The organism is Actinophytocola sp., assembly GCF_035634895.1.
In the GTDB taxonomy this organism is placed as follows: Bacteria; Actinomycetota; Actinomycetes; order Mycobacteriales; family Pseudonocardiaceae; genus Actinophytocola.
The window spans coordinates 1-16,758 of the sequence record NZ_DASQCC010000094.1 but is presented as its reverse complement, the minus strand read 5'-3'; the positions used below and the strand labels follow the sequence as shown (position 1 = coordinate 16,758).

The following is a 16,758-nucleotide window of genomic DNA, read 5'->3' as shown; positions in this document are numbered from 1 at the left end:
GACCAAGGCCTGGGCCATCAACTCGGCCACGCTGGTGGACGGGCGTCCGTCGAAGGCGAGGTCGAAGGCGTTGAGTGCGGCTTTCCAAGCGCATGGTCCAGCGTCCGGCGACGGGGTGTCGATCAGGGCGGTCCGACATTTGCCGAGCGCAAGTTTTCGGGAGCGCAAAAAAAGCACGGTCTCCAGCAGTCAGGAGACCGTGCTTCGCGTCATGGGACATCGGGCGCTATCGCGACGGTGGTCGGGGAGAGCCAGTTATCCACTGTGGACGATCGGCGCCGTGACACCGCGACAACCGGTGTCAGGTGGCTGACGAGCGCGGCTCCCAGCATCCGCGCTCGTCAGTTCAGCTCTTCTTCGCGCGAGTCCGCCGCTTCGGGGCGGCCTTGGTGGTCGCCTTCGCCTCTTCCTGGGCCTCCTTGTAGGCCTCGACCACGTGCGATGGAATGCGGCCGCGTCCGGCCAGCTCGAAGCCGTTCTCCAGGGCCCACTCGCGGATCTGCCCCGCCTCGCCAGAACCACTCGCCTTGCCGGACTGCGCCGGCCGGACGCCCCGCTTGACCCGACCGCCGGTACGCCGCGCCGAGTCGACGAACTCGGCCAGGCTGTCCCGCAACCGCTCGGCGTTGGTGTCCGAGAGGTCGATCTCGTAGCTGACGCCGTCCAACCCGAACAGGACCGTCGCGACGTCCTCCGCGCTGGTGCCGTCCAGGTCGTCGACGAGTTGTACCAATACCTTCTGCGCCATCTGGCTGCTCTCCCTTGGACGCCGTTGCACCACGACATACGTGATACGTGCAACCCCGTTGGTTTGTGTGTCGGCACACTAGCAAAGAATGGTGCCGCGCCCGAAACGAACGGGACGACCAGTGCCCCCGTCAGTCCGATCGCGACTCGCCTACGTGAGCGCTCCCCGCAGTCGTTTTCGGCTGCCTGGCGCATTCAATTCACCAGGGCCTCAATTCGGTCGAGTCCAAAGGAGAGGGACTGTGACCTTGCGCACCGACCGGGCGGGTAAAGGGCTCCGGCGACGGCGACCTGTCGACCTCAACGAGGGGATAGGTGCTGGTAGATGGGGGTGGGAGACCCGGCGAACGTGCGGCTGTTCGGCGGCATGGATACCAATGAACGTCCGTTGAGCCCTCCAGCGGAGAGACGCGACCGAGTGGGGACGCACCCGGAATGGGACGGGTGGCTGTCCAGGTCATTTCCCGGGCGCGGCTGAATTGGTCGAGGGGATCCCGGAAGGGTGGTCGGGGGTGGATAAGCCCTCTGACCAGCCCGAATCGCCGGTGAGGATGTGTGTCGAAGGAAGATCCGTCGACATGGTCGAGAAGACGCCTTCCGGCTGGCCTGATCCGCGGTGGAGAGGATCGCGCGGGCGGCGGGAATGAGAGGCATCGAAAGCGAAAATCGCGGTATGCGAGCGGAGCGTTGGAAGACCGGTCGGGAGAGAAGAGGGAAGGGAGCGGATCGGGGTATGGAACGGACCCCTGAGAAGGGACCACACCGGAGCTGGGGACGGGCGCACTGGGGAAGGCGGCAGAGGAGCCGGATATCGGACGAGGGCGCCGCGGTGGGGAAGTCGGGGTGGGTATGGGAGTCGGCGTATGGGACGGAGGCGGGTCACGGACGTCTGAGCGTGCGTCATCACCCCCGGGCAGTGCCCGGATGGGATGAAGGTGCTGGCGCTTTGGGTGGATGAGGAGAGTTGCCTATCCCGGCTTGTGAGGCGTCATGAGGGGACGGCGACAAAGGGACGCTGGGGTGGATCGGCAGACGCGGTGATGAGGGGTTCGAGGGTGAAGGCGTCGGCCGGGGGCAGAGGGTGGGGCAGAGGGGGCGCTCCCACAGGAATAGAAAGAGGGCCCGGTCTGCGCACCTGCAGATCGGGCCCTCTTACTCTGTAGCGGGGACAGGATTCGAACCTGCGACCTCTGGGTTATGAGCCCAGCGAGCTACCGAGCTGCTCCACCCCGCGTCGTTGTGTTTGTAACTATACGCGGGGTTGACGAAGGGGTTTCACCGGGGGGTCTTATTGGGGTTGACCTGGGCAAACATGCCTGGCTGGGCGCTGTGCGGTGATCGCTGTGTGGTGTCGACGGACGAGTGGATGGGGGTGTCAGAGGTGAACAGCCGGGTGGGGGAGGGGGAGATGAGGGGACGCGTAGTCGGGAGGGGGTCGCGAGCGTCCAGTTGGGTGGTCCCGGGACGGGTTTCGGGAGGTCTGAACCACTCGCGGGCCGGGTTCGTCCCAAGATGGTCTGTCTCACCCGGATGGATCGGGTCTCTCCGGGTGATGGGTGTTGTCCTGGGCGGACCTGGTGGTCCGAAAGTCTCGACTTAACGCGGAATTTGGTACTCGCGATTTTCCAGTCCGGCTTGGACAACCGGCTCTGTAGACCGTTTGGCGGTGTAGGTGTTCTGCCGCTTGGGTTCTTTCGCTCACTGCACGCGTCGCCTGCACGTGCACCTGTCTGCGTGCAGGACTGTCCACCCGGAGTCCACACTGGACTCGACGTTACCCGGGGTCCGGTGTGGTGGCCGGATCTGTCGCGAACGGAGCATTCTCTTCTCGGCATCTCATACATCTTTACCCGGATGGAGTAGCGCTGAATTCTGGGCCGATCATCGGTCTCGGAACGGTCGAGGAAGTCCAAAATGTGCGAAGGGATCCCACCGCTGATCAAGGCTCGTTCGTCGCGTTTGTGGGTTCGGGTGCGACCTCGCCGCCGACCGTGGTTTGTTGTTTGCCCTGGTACGAGGCTTGCTGGTGGTGTGTAAGGGCAAGGTGCTTTGCGATGCGAAGGATTCCTTGGCTCCCTTGGGGATCGGTCTCCGCCGGCATACTGTGCGACTAGAACACGGCTCAACAGACGGTCAAACGGCCTACTAGCCACAGTGGACAGATGCTCGGCCACTGTGGACAGCGCCGCCCATTCGTGGCACGGTGGTAAGGTGTCTGAACTGAATGCAACTGCGGCGGCCCTCTTGGGGCTGCTGCACGAAGGTCCGGCTACTGGTGGGCAATTGGTCTCGGCTGCCCGTGATCGATTTGGGTCGTTCTTCAGTGTCACCCGGTCTCAGGTTTACCGCGAGCTCCCCGCACTCGCCGACGCCGGCCTCGTCCGGCTCGGCAAGCAGGGGCCGCGGTCGAGCCAGCAGTACCTGGTGACCGCCGCAGGCAAGAAGGCGTTCAAGGCCTGGCTCGGCAGCGAGCCCGGCCCCGACCACCTTCGCAGCCCGCTGATCCTCCGTCTCGTCCACGCGGACGCCCTGACGGCGAAGCAGCGGGCCGCGCTCATCGAGTCGGCCAAGAAGGTCTACTCCGACGAGCACGAGGCGGCGAAGACCGCGGTCAAGTCGGCTGACGGCGCTTACTCGAAGGCGATCGCGGAGTTCGGTGTGGCTCGTGCGCGAGCGGTGCTCAAGCTGCTCGACTCCATCCCGACCTCCTGAACCGGTCGCCACAAGCGGGCGGCGTGCGGGTTCACGGTAGATTCTCATAACGTGAACCCGGACGTCGCAGCTGACCTGACCCAACTGTCCGAGACCCTCGCGAGTGTCGAGGCGGTCCTGGACCTGGACGGCCTGCGCAAGCAGATCGCCGACCTGGGGGAGCAGGCTGCCCGTCCCGACTTGTGGGACGACCCCGAGTCAGCGCAGAAGGTCACCAGCCAGCTCTCGCACAAGCAGAGTGAGCTGCGAAAAATCGAAGAACTGCGACAGCGTCTCGACGACCTCTGGGTGCTCTACGAGCTCGCCGAGGAAGAGGGCGCTGACGGTGAGACGCACGCCGAGGCCGACACGGAGCGTGAGCGGCTGCGTGCCGACATCGCCTCCATCGAGGTCCGCACGCTGCTGTCCGGCGAGTACGACGAGCGCGACGCCATCGTCACCATCCGCTCCGAGGCCGGCGGAGTCGACGCCGCCGACTGGGCGGAGATGCTGCTGCGCATGTACCTGCGCTGGGCCGAGCGCCACGGCTACTCGACCGAGGTCTACGACACCTCCTACGCGGAGGAGGCGGGCATCAAGTCGGCCACGTTCAAGGTCGACGCCCCCTACGCGTACGGGACGCTGTCCGTCGAGCAGGGCACGCACCGGCTCGTCCGCATCTCGCCGTTCGACAACCAGGGCCGCCGCCAGACCTCGTTCGCCGGGGTCGAGGTGCTGCCGTTCGTCGAGGCCGTCGACCACGTCGACATCCCGGAGAAGGACATCCGGATCGACGTGTTCCGCTCGTCGGGCCCCGGTGGGCAGAGCGTGAACACGACCGACTCCGCGGTCCGCATCACGCACCTGCCGACCGGCATCGTGGTGTCCTGCCAGAACGAGAAGTCGCAGATCCAGAACAAGGCCGCCGCCATGCGGGTCCTCCAGGCGAAGCTGCTGGAGCGCAAGCGGCAGGAGGAGCGCGCCGAGATGGACGCGCTCAAGGGCGACGGCGGCTCGTCGTGGGGCAACCAGATGCGTTCCTACGTGCTGCACCCGTACCAGATGGTGAAGGACCTGCGGACCGAGTACGAGGTCGGCAACCCCTCCAGCGTCCTGGACGGCGAGATCGACGGCTTCCTGGAGGCGGGCATCCGCTGGCGCCGCACCAGCTCCGACTCATAGCCGCGCGAACAGCAACGCACTCGGCTGCTCATCGGTGCCGAGCAGCAGCCGGGCCTCCACCGTGAACCCGGCGTCACGCAGCCAGCCGGCCACCCGGTCGGGCCGGCGGAGGTGGACGTGCACCTTCATCGGATGGCCGCCATAACCCTCGGTCTTCAACCGCGACTCGTCGCCGACGTGAAAGCCGAGCAGCACCGGGCCGCCGAGTCGCAGCACGCGCCGGAACTGCCCGAAGACGGTCGCCACCAGCTCGTCGGGCACGTGGATCAGCGACCACCAGGCGAGCAGGCCCGCGACCGAGGCGTCGGGCAGGTCCAGGTCCGTCATCGAGCCGACCTCGAACCGCGGGCCGGGGTGGTTCCGGCGGGCCACCGCCACCATCCCGGGGGAGAGGTCGACACCGAACGCGTCCACGCCCAGGTCCCGCAGATGGGCTGTGACGTGACCTGGGCCACATCCCACGTCGACGACCGGCCCGTCCTCGACCATGCCGGCGAACATCGCCAGTGCCCCACGCAGGTACGGGTCGCGGGCGAGCGAGGCCCGCACGACGTCGGCATAGTCGGCCGCGACGGTGTCGTAGGAGGTGCGGGTGTCGGCCAACCAGTCGTCCGTGCGCACGGCCGGTAAATTACCGGCGATCGTCGCTGGTCACGGCAGGGGACTACCAATGCAACAGCTCGATAACGGTCGGAGGTAGACTCCCGCCTCGTGATTCGGCTCGAGCACGTTTCGAAGGTGTACAAGACCTCCACGCGACCCGCGTTGGAGGACGTCTCCGTTGAGATGGACAAGGGTGAGTTCGTCTTCCTCATCGGCGCGTCCGGCTCGGGAAAGTCGACCTTCCTCCGCCTCCTGCTGCGTGAGGAGGTGCCCACCAAGGGCCGGGTCTACGTGGCGAACTTCGACGTCGTCCGGATGTCCCGGCGCAGGGTCCCCCGCCTGCGCCAGTCCATCGGCTGCGTCTTCCAGGACTTCCGGCTGCTGCACAACAAGACCGTCGCGGAGAACGTCGCGTTCGCGCTCGAGGTCATCGGCAAGCCGCGCAACACCATCCGCAAGGTGGTGCCCGAGGTGCTCGAGCTGGTGGGGCTCGAGGGCAAGGCCAACCGCATGCCGCACGAGCTGTCCGGTGGTGAGCAGCAGCGCGTCGCGATCGCGCGCGCCTTCGTCAACCGGCCGCTCATGCTGCTCGCCGACGAGCCGACCGGAAACCTGGACCCCGACACCAGCCAGGACATCATGCTGCTGCTGGAGCGGATCAACCGAACCGGCACGACCGTGCTGATGGCGACCCACGACCACTCGATCGTCGACTCCATGCGGCGCCGGGTGGTCGAACTGTCCCTCGGCCAGGTCGTGCGTGACGACTCACGAGGGGTTTACGGCGTAGGCCGTTAGTTGGACCCCCACACCCCCTCCCGCCCCGAACTAAGGACGCTTTCTCCCGATGCGTGCCAGCTTCGTCCTCAGTGAGGTCCTCACCGGCCTCCGCCGGAACGTGACGATGACCGTCGCGATGATCCTCACCACGATGGTCTCGCTGCTCCTGCTCGGGGGCGGCCTCCTCGTCGTGCGGATGATCGACAAGACCCAGGCTGTCTACGAGGACAAACTGCAGGTCCAGGTCTATCTGACCGACGACATCAGCGCGAACGACAAGGGCTGCGCCGACGACCCGTGCAAGGGCCTGCGATCCGCCCTGGAGAACGACCCGGCGGTCGAGACGGTCCAGTACGAGAACCGCGACCAGGCCTACAAGCGCTTCAAGGAGATCTTCGCCTCGCAGCCGGAGCTCGTGAAGCTCGCCAGGCCGCAGGCGCTGCCGGCGTCGTTCAACGTCAAGCTGGTCAACCCGGACCGGCCGCAGGTGATCATCCAGACGTTCTCCGGCCGGGTCGGCGTGGAGTCGGTCGCCGACCAGAGCGAGTTCCTGGACCGCTTCTTCGACGCGCTCAACGGCGTCCGGAACCTGACGTTCGTGGTCGCGCTCATCCAGGCCGTCGCGGCGCTGCTGCTGATCTCCAACACCGTCCAGGTCTCCGCCTTCACCAGGCGAACCGAGGTCGGCATCATGCGCCTGGTCGGCGCGACCCGCTGGTACACCCAGCTCCCGTTCCTCCTGGAAGCGGTGGTCGCCGGCGTCATCGGCGCCGTCCTCGCGATCGGGCTGCTGGTGCTCGCGAAGCTCTGGTTCCTCGACTCGTTGCTCGCAGGACCGTTCGCGGCCGGGGTAATCAGACCGATCGAGGGGATCGACATCCTGCTGATATCGCCGTGGCTGCTGCTCACCGCCATCGGCATCTCGGCGGTCACCGGCTATGTCACCCTGCGCCTGTACGTGCGCCAGTGATAACGGCGTGCGTGGACACGTAGAGTTGTCATCATGTCGAAGGAACGTGGCCAGAAGGTAATCGCGCAGAACCGCAAGGCTCGGCACGATTACACGATCCTGGACACGTACGAGGCCGGGATCGCCCTGATGGGCACCGAGGTCAAGTCGCTGCGCCTCGGCCGGGCGTCGCTCGTGGACGCGTTCGCCACGGTCGACGACGGCGAGGTGTGGCTGCGCAACCTGCACATCCCGGAGTACGTGCTCGGCACGTGGACCAACCACACACCGCGCCGCACCCGCAAGCTCCTGCTGCACCGGGGCGAGATCGAACGCCTCATCGGCAAGACCCGTGAGGGTGGCCTGTCGCTGGTGCCGCTGTCCCTGTACTTCAAGGACGGCAAGGTCAAGGTCGAGCTCGCGCTGGGCAAGGGCAAGAAGGAGTACGACAAGCGGCAGTCGCTCGCCAAGCGGGACGCGGAGCGGGAGATCTCGCGCGCGCACGGGCGGGCGCTCAAGGGGCGGTATTGACTCCCGGGGCCGACCAGGAGGTGCCGGCGTTCACCGAGTCGCTGGGACTTCCCGGGCTGACCGACCTGCACCTGCACTTCCTGCCCGACCCGGTCCAGCGCAAGGTCTGGGCGTACTTCGACGAGGCCGCCGCGCACTACGGCACCGAGTGGCCCATTCACTACCGGCTGCCGGTCGACGAGCGCCTGCGGGTCCTCCGTGACCTGGGCGTCCGGAACTTCGCGCCGCTCGTCTACCCGCACAAGCCGGACATGGCCGCGTGGCTCAACGAGTGGGTGCGGGACTTCGCCGCGGCCGTGCCGGAGGCCGTGCCGACCGCCACGTTCTTCGCCGAACCCGGCGTCGGCGACTACCTGGCACAGGCCCTCGACCAGGGCGTTCGCTGCGTGAAGTCGCACGTCCAGGTCGGTGGCTACGACCCGCGCGACCCGTTGCTCGACGCCGCGTGGGGACTGCTCGCCGAGGCGGGTGTGCCGGTCGTCATCCACTGCGGGCACGGGCCGGTGCCCGGCAAGCACACGGGCCTCGACGTGTTCGAGGAGGTGCTGCGCAGGCACCCGCGGCTCGTGGCCGTGCTGGCACATGCCGGCACCCCGGAGATCGGGCTCGCGCTGGACCTGGTCGCGCGGTATCCGGGCGTGCACATCGACACCACGATGGTCGGCGTCCCGTTCAACGGGGCGGCCGAGCAGCTGCCGGCGGACTGGCCAGCGCGGCTGGCCGGAATCGCCGACCGGGTCGCGCTCGGCACCGACTTCCCGAGCATCCCGTACGACTACGCCACCCAGCTCAGGGCCATCGCCACCTGGGCTTTCGCCGACGACCGGCTGGGTGAGCCGTTCCTGCGCGCGGTGCTGTGGGACACCCCGCGACGGCTGCTCGCCCTGTCCTGATGCCGGGCTTTGCTCACAGCGAACGGATCTAGGAAACAACCACGGCCCGCCGGAGGTTGAGCAGAACAGACTCAACTTTGGAGGGTGAACTCATGGCAGAGTCGCTGACGCTCCCGGTGCTGCCGCTGGACGACACGGTGCTCCTGCCGGGGATGGTCGTGCCGATCCGCATGGCCGGCACCGACGGGACCGACGTCCGCGCCGCGGTGGAGGCCGCGCAGGCCGGCTCGACCGGCCAGGCAGCGGGGGAGAAGCCACGCGTGGTGATGGTGCCGCGCCTGGACGGGAAGTACGCGAAGGTCGGTGTGCTCGGCATCGTCGAGCAGGTCGGCCGCATGCCGGGTGGCGAGCGGGCCGCCGTGGTCCGCGGGACCGAGCGCGTACGCATCGGCGCCGGCACCACCGGCCCCGGCGCCGCGCTGTGGGTCGAGGTCGAGGTGGCCGAACCGGCCCCGGCGACCGGCCGCACGAACGAGCTGGCCAAGGAGTACAAGGCGCTCGTCATCACCATGCTTCAGGAGCGTGGCGCGTACCAGGTGATCGACTCGGTGCAGTCCGAGTCCGACCCGTCCGCGCTGGCCGACATGGCCGGCTACGCGCCCTACTTCGAGAACGACAAGAAGCTCTGGCTGCTCGAGACGCTGGACACCACCGAACGGCTCGAGAAGCTGCTCGAATGGACCCGCGACCACCTGGCCGAGATGGACGTCGCGGAGACCATCCGCAAGGACGTCCAGGAGGGCATGGAGAAGCAGCAGCGGGAGTTCCTGCTGCGCCAGCAGCTCAGTGCCATCCGCAAGGAGCTGGCCGAGCTGGACGGCAAGCCCGAGACCGAGGAGCAGGACTACCGCGCCCGCGTCGAGGCCGCCGACCTGCCGGCGAAGGTGCGCGACGCCGCGCTGGCCGAGGTCGACAAGCTGGAGCGCACGTCCGACCAGTCACCCGAGGTGGGCTGGATCCGGACCTGGCTCGACACGGTGCTGGAGCTGCCGTGGAACACGCGGACCGACGACGCCTACGACATCAGGGGCGCGCGGGAGATCCTCGACGCCGACCACGCCGGGCTCGACGACGTGAAGGAACGCATCATCGAGTACCTGGCCGTGCGCAAGCGCCGCGAGGAGCGTGGCCTGGGTGTCGTCGGCGGACGGCGCAGCGGCGCCGTGCTGGCGCTCGCCGGTCCTCCCGGGGTCGGCAAGACGTCCCTGGGTGAGTCGGTCGCGCGGGCCATGGGCCGCAAGTTCGTCCGCGTCGCCCTCGGCGGCATCCGCGACGAGGCCGAGATCCGCGGGCACCGGCGCACGTACGTCGGCGCGCTGCCCGGCCGGATCGTGCGGGCCGTCGCCGAGGCCGGCTCGATGAACCCGGTGGTGCTGCTGGACGAGATCGACAAGGTCGGCTCCGACTACCGGGGCGACCCGACCGCCGCGCTGCTGGAGGTCCTCGACCCGGCGCAGAACCACACGTTCCGCGACCACTACCTCGAGGTCGAGCTGGACCTGTCGGACGTGGTGTTCCTCGCGACCGCGAACGTCATCGAGTCGATCCCGGCGCCGCTGCTCGACCGCATGGAGCTGGTCAGGCTCGACGGCTACACCGAGGACGAGAAGGTCGTCATCGCCCGCGACCACCTGCTGCCGCGGCAGCTCGAACGTGCGGGGCTGGGCGCCGACGAGGTCAAGCTGACCGACGACGCGCTGCGGCTGATGGCCGGCGAGTACACGCGGGAGGCCGGTGTCCGGCAGCTGGAGCGGTCGATCGCGCGGGTGCTCCGCAAGATCACCGCGTCGCTCGCGCTCGACTCGGAGTCGCTGCCGCTGACCGTGGACACCGGTTCGCTGCGGACCTACCTCGGCCAGCCGAAGTTCACGCCGGAGTCGGCGGAACGCACGGCGGTGCCGGGTGTGGCCACCGGTCTCGCGGTGACCGGCGCGGGCGGTGACGTGCTGTTCGTCGAGGCGTCGGTCGCGTCGAAGGACTCCGGCGCCACCGGGGTCACGCTGACCGGACAGCTGGGCGACGTGATGAAGGAGTCGGCGCAGATCGCGCTGTCGTACCTGCGCTCGCACGGCTCCGACCTGGACGTCCCGGTCTCGTCACTGGCCGAGCAGGGCGTGCACATCCACGTCCCGGCGGGTGCCGTGCCGAAGGACGGGCCGTCGGCGGGCGTCACGATGACGACCGCGCTCGCGTCGCTGCTGTCGGGCCGCCCTGTGCGGTCGGACGTGGCGATGACCGGTGAGGTGTCGCTGACCGGACGGGTACTCCCGATCGGTGGCGTGAAGCAGAAGCTGCTCGCCGCGCACCGCGCCGGGATCACGGATGTGGTGCTGCCCAAGCGGAACGAGCCGGACCTGGAGGACGTGCCTTCGGCGGTGCTGGACGAGCTGACCGTCCACCTGGCGACCGACGTCCGTGAGGTGCTGGCCGTGGCACTCGGCCCGGCCACGACCGCCGCGACGGTGGCCGCCTGAGTTGGTGGAGAGGCCCTCGCCGGGTTCGGCGAGGGCCTTTTCCTATGCGTTGACGGGAACCCCGAACCACTCGCGGGCGGTTCGCCGGAGCGCCCGCGAGTCGGGGTGCGGATCGGTCGAGGCCCACGCGACATAGGAGTCCGGGCGGAGCAGGAGCGCGGTGATCTCGGTGTCGGCGGTGGCGTGCACGGTGTCGACGCCGTCGGCGCTCAGGTCACCTCGGGAGAGGTCGATCAGCAACGGCTTCGCGTCACGGACCAGCTCGGCGAGCCGAACGGTCCCTTGTGCGGTGCGGAGGTCGAGGTCGGGTGCGGGCCACCCGGCGAGCGGGTGCGCGCCGGCACCGACCGGGTAACGGACGTCCGCCCCGGCGACGAGGTCCGCGACCGCCCGCACGACAGCGGGTTGACCGAGCAACTCGCCGAACAGCGTGCGCAGTCCGGTGACCTCGTCGCCCGGTGCGAGCAGGGCGGTCTGGGCCCGGGAGAACATGATGGTCCGGTCGGCGATCGGGCGGCGCTCGGTCTCGTAGGTGTCGAGGACGTCCGTGCCGCCGGTGAGCGCGGCGGCGAGCTTCCACCCCAGGTTGATGGCGTCCTGCATGCCGAGGTTCAACCCGGTGCCACCGGCGACGAAGACATGCGCGGCGTCACCGACGAGGAACACCCGGCCGTCGCGGTACCGCTCGGCGACGCGGCTGTTGCCGCCCTGGAGCCGCCGGAGCACGTGGGGTCCGTCACCGGGCGGCGGTCCGATGGGGACGTCCGCACCGAGCACCCGGTTGATGCTCGCGCGCATCTCGTCGAGGGTCATGGGCTCGTCGGATGCCGGCTCGTCCCACTCACTGGTGGCGATCAGGGCCGGGCGACCGGGGAGCGGGGCGTAGGTGAACCCGCCGTGGTCGGTGCGGACCGGCAGGAACGGCCGGACGGGCCCGTGACCGGGGACGTCGAGCGTGCCGCTCGCCGGATCGAGCCATTCCGCCGGCACGGTGGCATGCGCGTGGCGGCTGGTGAGCCGGTTGAGGGTGATGCCAGGAAAGCCGATACCGGCGGCCTTCCGAACCGGGCTGTGCGCCCCGTCAGCGCCCACGAGGTACTTGGCGGGTAACTCGTACTCATCGTTGCCTTTGACGGTCACGGTCACACCGTCACCGTCCTGGGTGAACCCGACGAACTCGTGCCCCCGGCGGATGTCGACACCCAGTTCCCTGGCGCGTTCCTCCAACACCTGCACGGTCCTGACCTCCGGTGAGGCGAGGTTGTAGACCGGGCTGTCGTCGAGAAGGCTGAGGTCGAGCGGAAAAGCGGCGAACATGAAGTAGGCCCTGTTGGGCACCGGCGGTCCGGGCTGTCCACCGAGTCTCTCGAACAGACCGCGGCGGTCGACCATGCGGCCGACCTGCCCGACAAGACCGTTCGACCTGGGATCCTTGCTGGGCCCGGTAAGCCGCTCGATCACGACGGGCCGAACGCCGCCGAGGGCCAGCTCACAGGCAAGCATGAGACCGTTGGGTCCGCCACCGACGATGACGACATCCATGGTGACTCTCCTTTTGCGCATGGCGAATTCGGGCATGGCAAAGCAGCCCTTTTCTGGGTGTGTTGTTCAGCGCGCGCCGGGAAGCCCGGCACGAATCTGGTCGAAGACCTCGCGAAGCAATGGGGTGATCGTGCCGACGGGGTTCCTGGTCCAACGGGTCAGCGCCGTACCGAGCCCGGCACTGACGACCGAGGCGACGAGCTGCGGATAGAGGTCATCGGCCGCGGTGCCCGTGCGCTCGGCGATCGCGGTGGTCAGCTCGTCCTGCGCCATGGCGTGGGCCCGGAAGACCTCGTGCTGGACGGCGGGTTCCGCGAGCAGCTTCTGCAGTCCGGCGGCGTAACGATCCTCCGGTGGGCGACTGGCGAACTCGAACTGCGACAGCACGGCGTTGACGAGCGCGTCCCAGATCTCCTCTTCGGCCGGCCGCGCCTGAAGTGCCTCGGCAATGCGTTGGCCCCGTTCGACATGCGTGGCCACGACGGCCTCGGCCTTACTGGCGAAATAGTTTCGAAAGGTGCGCTCGGAGACATTCACCTCGGCGGCGATGTCCTCGACCGAGACGTTGTCCCAGCCACGCTCGATGGCCAGGCGAATGGTCGCGTAGCTGAGCGCGAGACGCGTCTCCCGCTTCTTCCGCTCCCGAAGCCCGACCATGCCACCACAGTACCCAAACTTGCCAACTTTGCAAACTTTCCGATCCGGAAAGTTTGACGGGTGCGGGGGCGGCTACGCGCGCTCCAAGAACGTCAACACGGCCCGGACCCGGCGATGCTCCTCGGCACTGGGTTCTAGCCCCAACTTGGAAAAGATATTCCCGACATGCTTCTCCACGGCCCCGTCCGACACCGTGAGCGTCTTCGCGATGGCGACGTTGGTCAGCCCCTGCGCCATCAACCCGAGCACCTCACGCTCCCGAGGAGTGAGCACGTCGATCGGATTTCGTCGACCGCGTGCCATGAGCTGTGCGATCACCTCCTGGTCGATGCAGGTGCCGCCCCCGGCGACCCGGTGCACCGCGTCCACGAACTCCGCGACGTCCGCCACCCGCTCCTTGAGCAGGTAGCCGACTCCGCCGGCGCCGCCGGAGAGGAGTTCCACCGCGTAGCGCTCCTCCACGTACTGCGACAGCACCAGCACCGGCAGGCCGGGCTGCTGCTCCCGCGCCCGCAACGCCGCCCGCAAGCCCTCGTCGGTGAACGACGGGGGCATGCGCACATCCACGATCGCGAGGTCCGGCCGGTGCTCGCTGACGGCGATCAGCAACCCGTCGCCGTCCTCGGCGGCCGCCACCGTCTCGATGTTCTCGTCGGCCAGCAGGCGCTGGATGCCCGCCCGCAGCAACACGGAGTCCTCCGCGATCACCACACGCATGGAAGATCCGCCCTGATCACTGTCGGCCCGCCAACGGGGCTCACCACGGTCATCACGCCGTCAATCGTGGCAGCCCGGTCCGCGAGGCCGGACAGCCCACCACCCGCCCGCATCGAGGCGCCGCCGCGACCGTCGTCGGTGATCTCCACGACCACCAGGTCGCCGGTCGGCCGCTCCTCCCGCCACGCGTTGACCCTGACCTCGGTCGCGCCGGCGTGCTTCGCGATGTTCGTGAGGCACTCGCCGACGATGAAGTACGCCGTGGACTCCACCGCAGCGGGTGGGCGGGGGTCGATCCGGACGTTCACCTCGACCGGGATCGGGCACTTCGCGGCCAGCGACGACAGCGCCGCGTCCAGACCGCGGTCGCCCAGGACCGCCGGGTAGATGCCGCGGGCCAGGTCCCGAAGTTCCGACACCGCGAGCTTCGCGTCCGAGAGCGCCTCGTCGACCAGCGCCTTGGCGCCCTCCGGGTCGGCGTCCATCTTCGTCTTCGCGCGGCCGAGGCCCATGGCCACCGCGACCAGCCGCTGCTGCGCGCCGTCGTGCAGGTCCCGCTCGATGCGCCGCCGCTCCGCCTCCGCCGCGTCGACCCCGCGGGCCCGGGAGGCCTGCAGGTGCTCGGCCTTCTGCGTGAGCTCCTCGTTCTCGTTCGGACCGAGCAGCGCCCGCGCCAGCAGGATGTGCACCGCGGCGACCACGGGCAGCACGAACACGCCGACCGGCAGGATGATCGCGCCGACGAGCGCCAGCGGGAACTCGAAGCACGCCAGCGGGAACGCGAGCAGCAGGTAGGCGAGGTTGCGCCACATCTGCGGGTGCGTCAGCCGGCGTAAGTAGCGTTGCCAGAACGAGCCCGTGTCGCCGTAGGAGATCTTCGGCGTGGGGATGTGCACGCCGAGCGTGCCCCGGATCAACGCCCGGTTGGCCGCCGCGAACCCGAAGACCGTCTTGGTCGCGATCAGCAGCACGACCAGGCCCAGCCAGATCACCAGCGTGCTGATCCCGATCGAGAAGAACGTCACGATGAAGATGAACGCCGCCAGGTTGAGCGGGAACCCGGCGATCATGAACGCCGCCGCGCGGATCCCCCGGCTGACCAGCGTCGGACGGGGCTTCTCGGCCCCGTCCTCCGGTCGGGCGGTGGTCTGGACGACCTGGGTCGGCGCGGCCGGGGACAGTGGTTGGGTCAGGGGCTGGGCGAGCGGCGTGGCGAAGGCGGGCGGCATGTCCAGGGTCGGCTGAGCAGGCGCCGGGCCACTCGGGAAGGTGGGTGCGCTCGGCCACACGGTCGGCTCCGTGTGAGCCGTGACCTCCTGGGCGGGCGGCGGTTGGTTCTCGGGGTGTGGTGCCACCTCGTCAGCATCTACCGGAACCTTGGGTTGGACCAAGTAGATCGGTGGCTTCGGGGCGGGACTCGTCATCGGGACACCGGTCCGTAGGACATCGGCGCGGTGTTGGGCGGCCAGGGGTCGCTCCAGTCGATCGCACCGGCGGTCGACAGGCCCTCCAGCTTCGAGATGCGGCGCTGGCTGGGGCCGAGCAGCGTGCGGGCGTACACCGCGTGGGCCGTGCCGAGCGCGTTCGTGACGACGATCGCCAGCGCCAGGAACAGAACCCCGAGACCGGCGAACGGCAGCGTCCCGACCCAGGAGTCCGGCGCCACGAACGTGTGATCCCAGAGCACGCCGTGCCAGTCCGCCGGGAGCCAGGGCCAGTACAGGGGCAGCAGCGCCAGGTACAGGCTCCCCGACCACAGCACCAGGGTGATCACGAACTCCGCGATACCGATCGGCAGCATCAGGACCAGGTAGGCCATGTCCTTCCAGGTGGCCGGGTCCTTGACGCGGCTGGTCCAGCGTCCCCTCTCCGGCGCCGGGCGGTACGGGGAGGCGATGTAGGTGCCCAGCAGGGCGTGCACCCGAAGGCGTTCCAGGGTCGCCAGGCCGCGCATGACCAGCATGGCGACCGCCAGTACGGCGAGGCCGACCCAGATGATCAGCGTGCTGACGCCGATCGACATGCTCGTCACCACGAAGACGAACGTTCCGATCCCGATCGGCAGGTTCATCGCCAGGTACGCGAGCGAGCCCAGGAGTGGCGGGTTCGGCCGGGTGCCGTCGCGCTGGGTGGTGGTCATGGCTGGTCTCCTTCAGGGGTGATGAGACCAGGATGGCGGGCCGGGAGGGCGGGGACCATGCGGTGTACCGCAGAGTTCGGGGTGGGGTTTTCCCTACCTCGGGGTAACCGGGATGATCCGGCGGCCCGCGCGGGTTAAACTGAGTGGGACATAGTCACCACGAGGGGGTGAACGGTTTCGACTCTGGACGTTGATTCAAGGGAAGCGTGCAGGTGCAGGCGGATGGCCACCTCAAGCGTCGCCGCAAACCAATAAGCGCCAAGGTTAATTCCCAGCGCGACGTCGCTCTCGCCGCCTGAGCGAGTAGCGATGTCTGTCGGCCCGGGGTCGCCTCCGACCCGGTCTGCCGGCATCAGCTAGGAGGCTCACTGTCTCGGGTCGGCCGCGGACCCGAGATGGGACACCCACAGCGGCTGGGCCCGTCACACCGGCTTGTTCACATGACCGGCGGGGCCGAGTAGAGGCAAGGTGAACTGCGCACGGAGAAGCCTTGTTGAAGCGACAGAGGACCCGGGTTCGATTCCCGGCACCTCCACGACCTCTGGCCGACCCTGCTCGCTTGCGGTGCAAGCTCGCCGGGTCGGCCGTCATTTTGTTGCGGGGGCGACCCCCGCAGGCCCCACGGTGCGGGGTGTTCTGACCCAGCTCGGTTGCGTTGGGTGTTGGGCGTTTGGTGGGCCCTGCTGGGTCTGTTTGGTGGGGGGTCTGCTGGGGGATGGCCGAGGCGGAGCCTTCGGTCTTGCGGTCCTTCGGTCTTGCGGTCTTTCTGTCTTGTGGGCCTTCTGTCTTGTGGCCTTCGGCCTTGCATTTTTCCCTTGCCTTCCCTTGTGGCTTGGGGCCGGCTTTTGGGGG

Annotated in this window: 14 protein-coding genes, 1 tRNA gene and 1 other RNA gene; 8 read left to right on the top strand and 8 right to left on the bottom strand. The window is 68.4% G+C overall.

The genetic code is table 11. The features are described 5' to 3' along the window. Window positions 1–346: 346 nt before the first annotated feature. Both VET29_RS12885 and VET29_RS12880 read right to left on the bottom strand, forming a co-directional pair. A complete protein-coding gene (locus VET29_RS12885; RefSeq protein WP_324919521.1) occupies window positions 347–748 on the bottom strand; it encodes an Lsr2 family protein in 402 nt (133 codons plus the stop codon). A 1,159-nt stretch (window positions 749–1,907) separates the two neighbouring features. Continuing rightward, window positions 1,908–1,981: transfer RNA gene (locus tag VET29_RS12880), tRNA-Met, on the bottom strand. 977 nt (window positions 1,982–2,958) lie between these two features. On the opposite strand from VET29_RS12880, the gene VET29_RS12875 reads away from it, so the two are divergent. Together VET29_RS12875 and prfB are read left to right on the top strand one after the other, a co-directional pair. Further along, window positions 2,959–3,459 carry a PadR family transcriptional regulator gene (locus tag VET29_RS12875; protein WP_324919519.1) on the top strand — a complete coding sequence of 167 codons (501 nt, stop codon included), beginning with the start codon at window positions 2,959–2,961 and terminating at the stop codon, window positions 3,457–3,459. A gap of 51 nt (window positions 3,460–3,510) precedes the next feature. Further along, window positions 3,511–4,620: a peptide chain release factor 2 gene (gene prfB / locus VET29_RS12870; protein ID WP_324919517.1), complete on the top strand. Its 1,110-nt coding sequence runs from the start codon at window positions 3,511–3,513 to the stop codon at window positions 4,618–4,620. On the opposite strand, the gene VET29_RS12865 is transcribed toward prfB, so the two are convergent. Further along, a complete protein-coding gene (locus tag VET29_RS12865; RefSeq protein ID WP_324919515.1) occupies window positions 4,615–5,241 on the bottom strand; it encodes a class I SAM-dependent methyltransferase in 627 nt (208 codons plus the stop codon). The two genes, prfB and VET29_RS12865, sit on opposite strands and share 6 nt — an antisense overlap. A 90-nt stretch (window positions 5,242–5,331) precedes the next feature. Between VET29_RS12865 and ftsE the strand changes: the two genes are divergently transcribed. From ftsE to lon, 5 genes are all read left to right on the top strand, one after another. Beyond that, entirely contained in the window at window positions 5,332–6,021 is a 690-nt protein-coding gene (gene ftsE / locus VET29_RS12860; protein WP_324919513.1) for a cell division ATP-binding protein FtsE, read from the top strand. A 49-nt stretch (window positions 6,022–6,070) separates the two neighbouring features. Next, a complete protein-coding gene (gene ftsX / locus VET29_RS12855) occupies window positions 6,071–6,973 on the top strand; it encodes a permease-like cell division protein FtsX (protein ID WP_324919511.1) in 903 nt (300 codons plus the stop codon). Window positions 6,974–7,006: 33 nt separating this feature from the next. Next, entirely contained in the window at window positions 7,007–7,483 is a 477-nt protein-coding gene (gene smpB, locus VET29_RS12850) for an SsrA-binding protein SmpB (protein WP_324919509.1), read from the top strand. After that, window positions 7,480–8,376: an amidohydrolase family protein gene (locus VET29_RS12845; RefSeq protein WP_324919507.1), complete on the top strand. Its 897-nt coding sequence runs from the start codon at window positions 7,480–7,482 to the stop codon at window positions 8,374–8,376. Before smpB ends, VET29_RS12845 begins: the two co-directional genes overlap by 4 nt. Window positions 8,377–8,468: 92 nt before the next feature. Further along, window positions 8,469–10,850 (top strand): endopeptidase La, encoded by a 2,382-nt coding sequence (lon, locus tag VET29_RS12840; protein ID WP_324919505.1) that lies wholly within the window; start codon window positions 8,469–8,471, stop codon window positions 10,848–10,850. 42 nt (window positions 10,851–10,892) lie between these two features. On the opposite strand, the gene VET29_RS12835 is transcribed toward lon, so the two are convergent. The 5 genes from VET29_RS12835 to VET29_RS12815 all read right to left on the bottom strand — a co-directional run bounded on the left by VET29_RS12835 (window position 10,893) and on the right by VET29_RS12815 (window position 15,906). Further along, window positions 10,893–12,392 (bottom strand): FAD-dependent oxidoreductase, encoded by a 1,500-nt coding sequence (locus VET29_RS12835; RefSeq protein WP_324919503.1) that lies wholly within the window; start codon window positions 12,390–12,392, stop codon window positions 10,893–10,895. A gap of 66 nt (window positions 12,393–12,458) precedes the next feature. Beyond that, entirely contained in the window at window positions 12,459–13,049 is a 591-nt protein-coding gene (locus VET29_RS12830; RefSeq protein ID WP_324919501.1) for a TetR/AcrR family transcriptional regulator, read from the bottom strand. Window positions 13,050–13,121: 72 nt separating this feature from the next. After that, window positions 13,122–13,766 carry a response regulator transcription factor gene (locus VET29_RS12825; RefSeq protein WP_324919499.1) on the bottom strand — a complete coding sequence of 215 codons (645 nt, stop codon included), beginning with the start codon at window positions 13,764–13,766 and terminating at the stop codon, window positions 13,122–13,124. Then, window positions 13,754–14,836 (bottom strand): sensor histidine kinase, encoded by a 1,083-nt coding sequence (locus VET29_RS12820; RefSeq protein ID WP_324919569.1) that lies wholly within the window; start codon window positions 14,834–14,836, stop codon window positions 13,754–13,756. The genes VET29_RS12825 and VET29_RS12820 overlap by 13 nt, the downstream gene beginning before the upstream one ends. Window positions 14,837–15,186: 350 nt before the next feature. Then, window positions 15,187–15,906: a sensor domain-containing protein gene (locus tag VET29_RS12815; protein WP_324919497.1), complete on the bottom strand. Its 720-nt coding sequence runs from the start codon at window positions 15,904–15,906 to the stop codon at window positions 15,187–15,189. A 163-nt stretch (window positions 15,907–16,069) separates the two neighbouring features. Here VET29_RS12815 and ssrA point away from each other — a divergent pair. Further along, window positions 16,070–16,444, top strand: a transfer-messenger RNA (tmRNA) gene (gene ssrA / locus VET29_RS12810). The last annotated feature ends 314 nt before the right edge of the window (window positions 16,445–16,758 follow it).

Coding starts and splice junctions, on each gene's coding strand:
- VET29_RS12830 (WP_324919501.1), bottom strand. CDS start 13,049: ATGGTCGGGCTTCGGGAGCGGAAGAAGCGGGAGACGCGTCTCGCGCTC.
- VET29_RS12835 (WP_324919503.1), bottom strand. CDS start 12,392: ATGGATGTCGTCATCGTCGGTGGCGGACCCAACGGTCTCATGCTTGCC.
- VET29_RS12815 (WP_324919497.1), bottom strand. CDS start 15,906: ATGACCACCACCCAGCGCGACGGCACCCGGCCGAACCCGCCACTCCTG.
- smpB (WP_324919509.1), top strand. CDS start 7,007: ATGTCGAAGGAACGTGGCCAGAAGGTAATCGCGCAGAACCGCAAGGCT.
- VET29_RS12885 (WP_324919521.1), bottom strand. CDS start 748: ATGGCGCAGAAGGTATTGGTACAACTCGTCGACGACCTGGACGGCACC.
- VET29_RS12825 (WP_324919499.1), bottom strand. CDS start 13,766: ATGCGTGTGGTGATCGCGGAGGACTCCGTGTTGCTGCGGGCGGGCATC.
- VET29_RS12820 (WP_324919569.1), bottom strand. CDS start 14,836: ATGATCGCCGGGTTCCCGCTCAACCTGGCGGCGTTCATCTTCATCGTG.
- lon (WP_324919505.1), top strand. CDS start 8,469: ATGGCAGAGTCGCTGACGCTCCCGGTGCTGCCGCTGGACGACACGGTG.
- ftsX (WP_324919511.1), top strand. CDS start 6,071: ATGCGTGCCAGCTTCGTCCTCAGTGAGGTCCTCACCGGCCTCCGCCGG.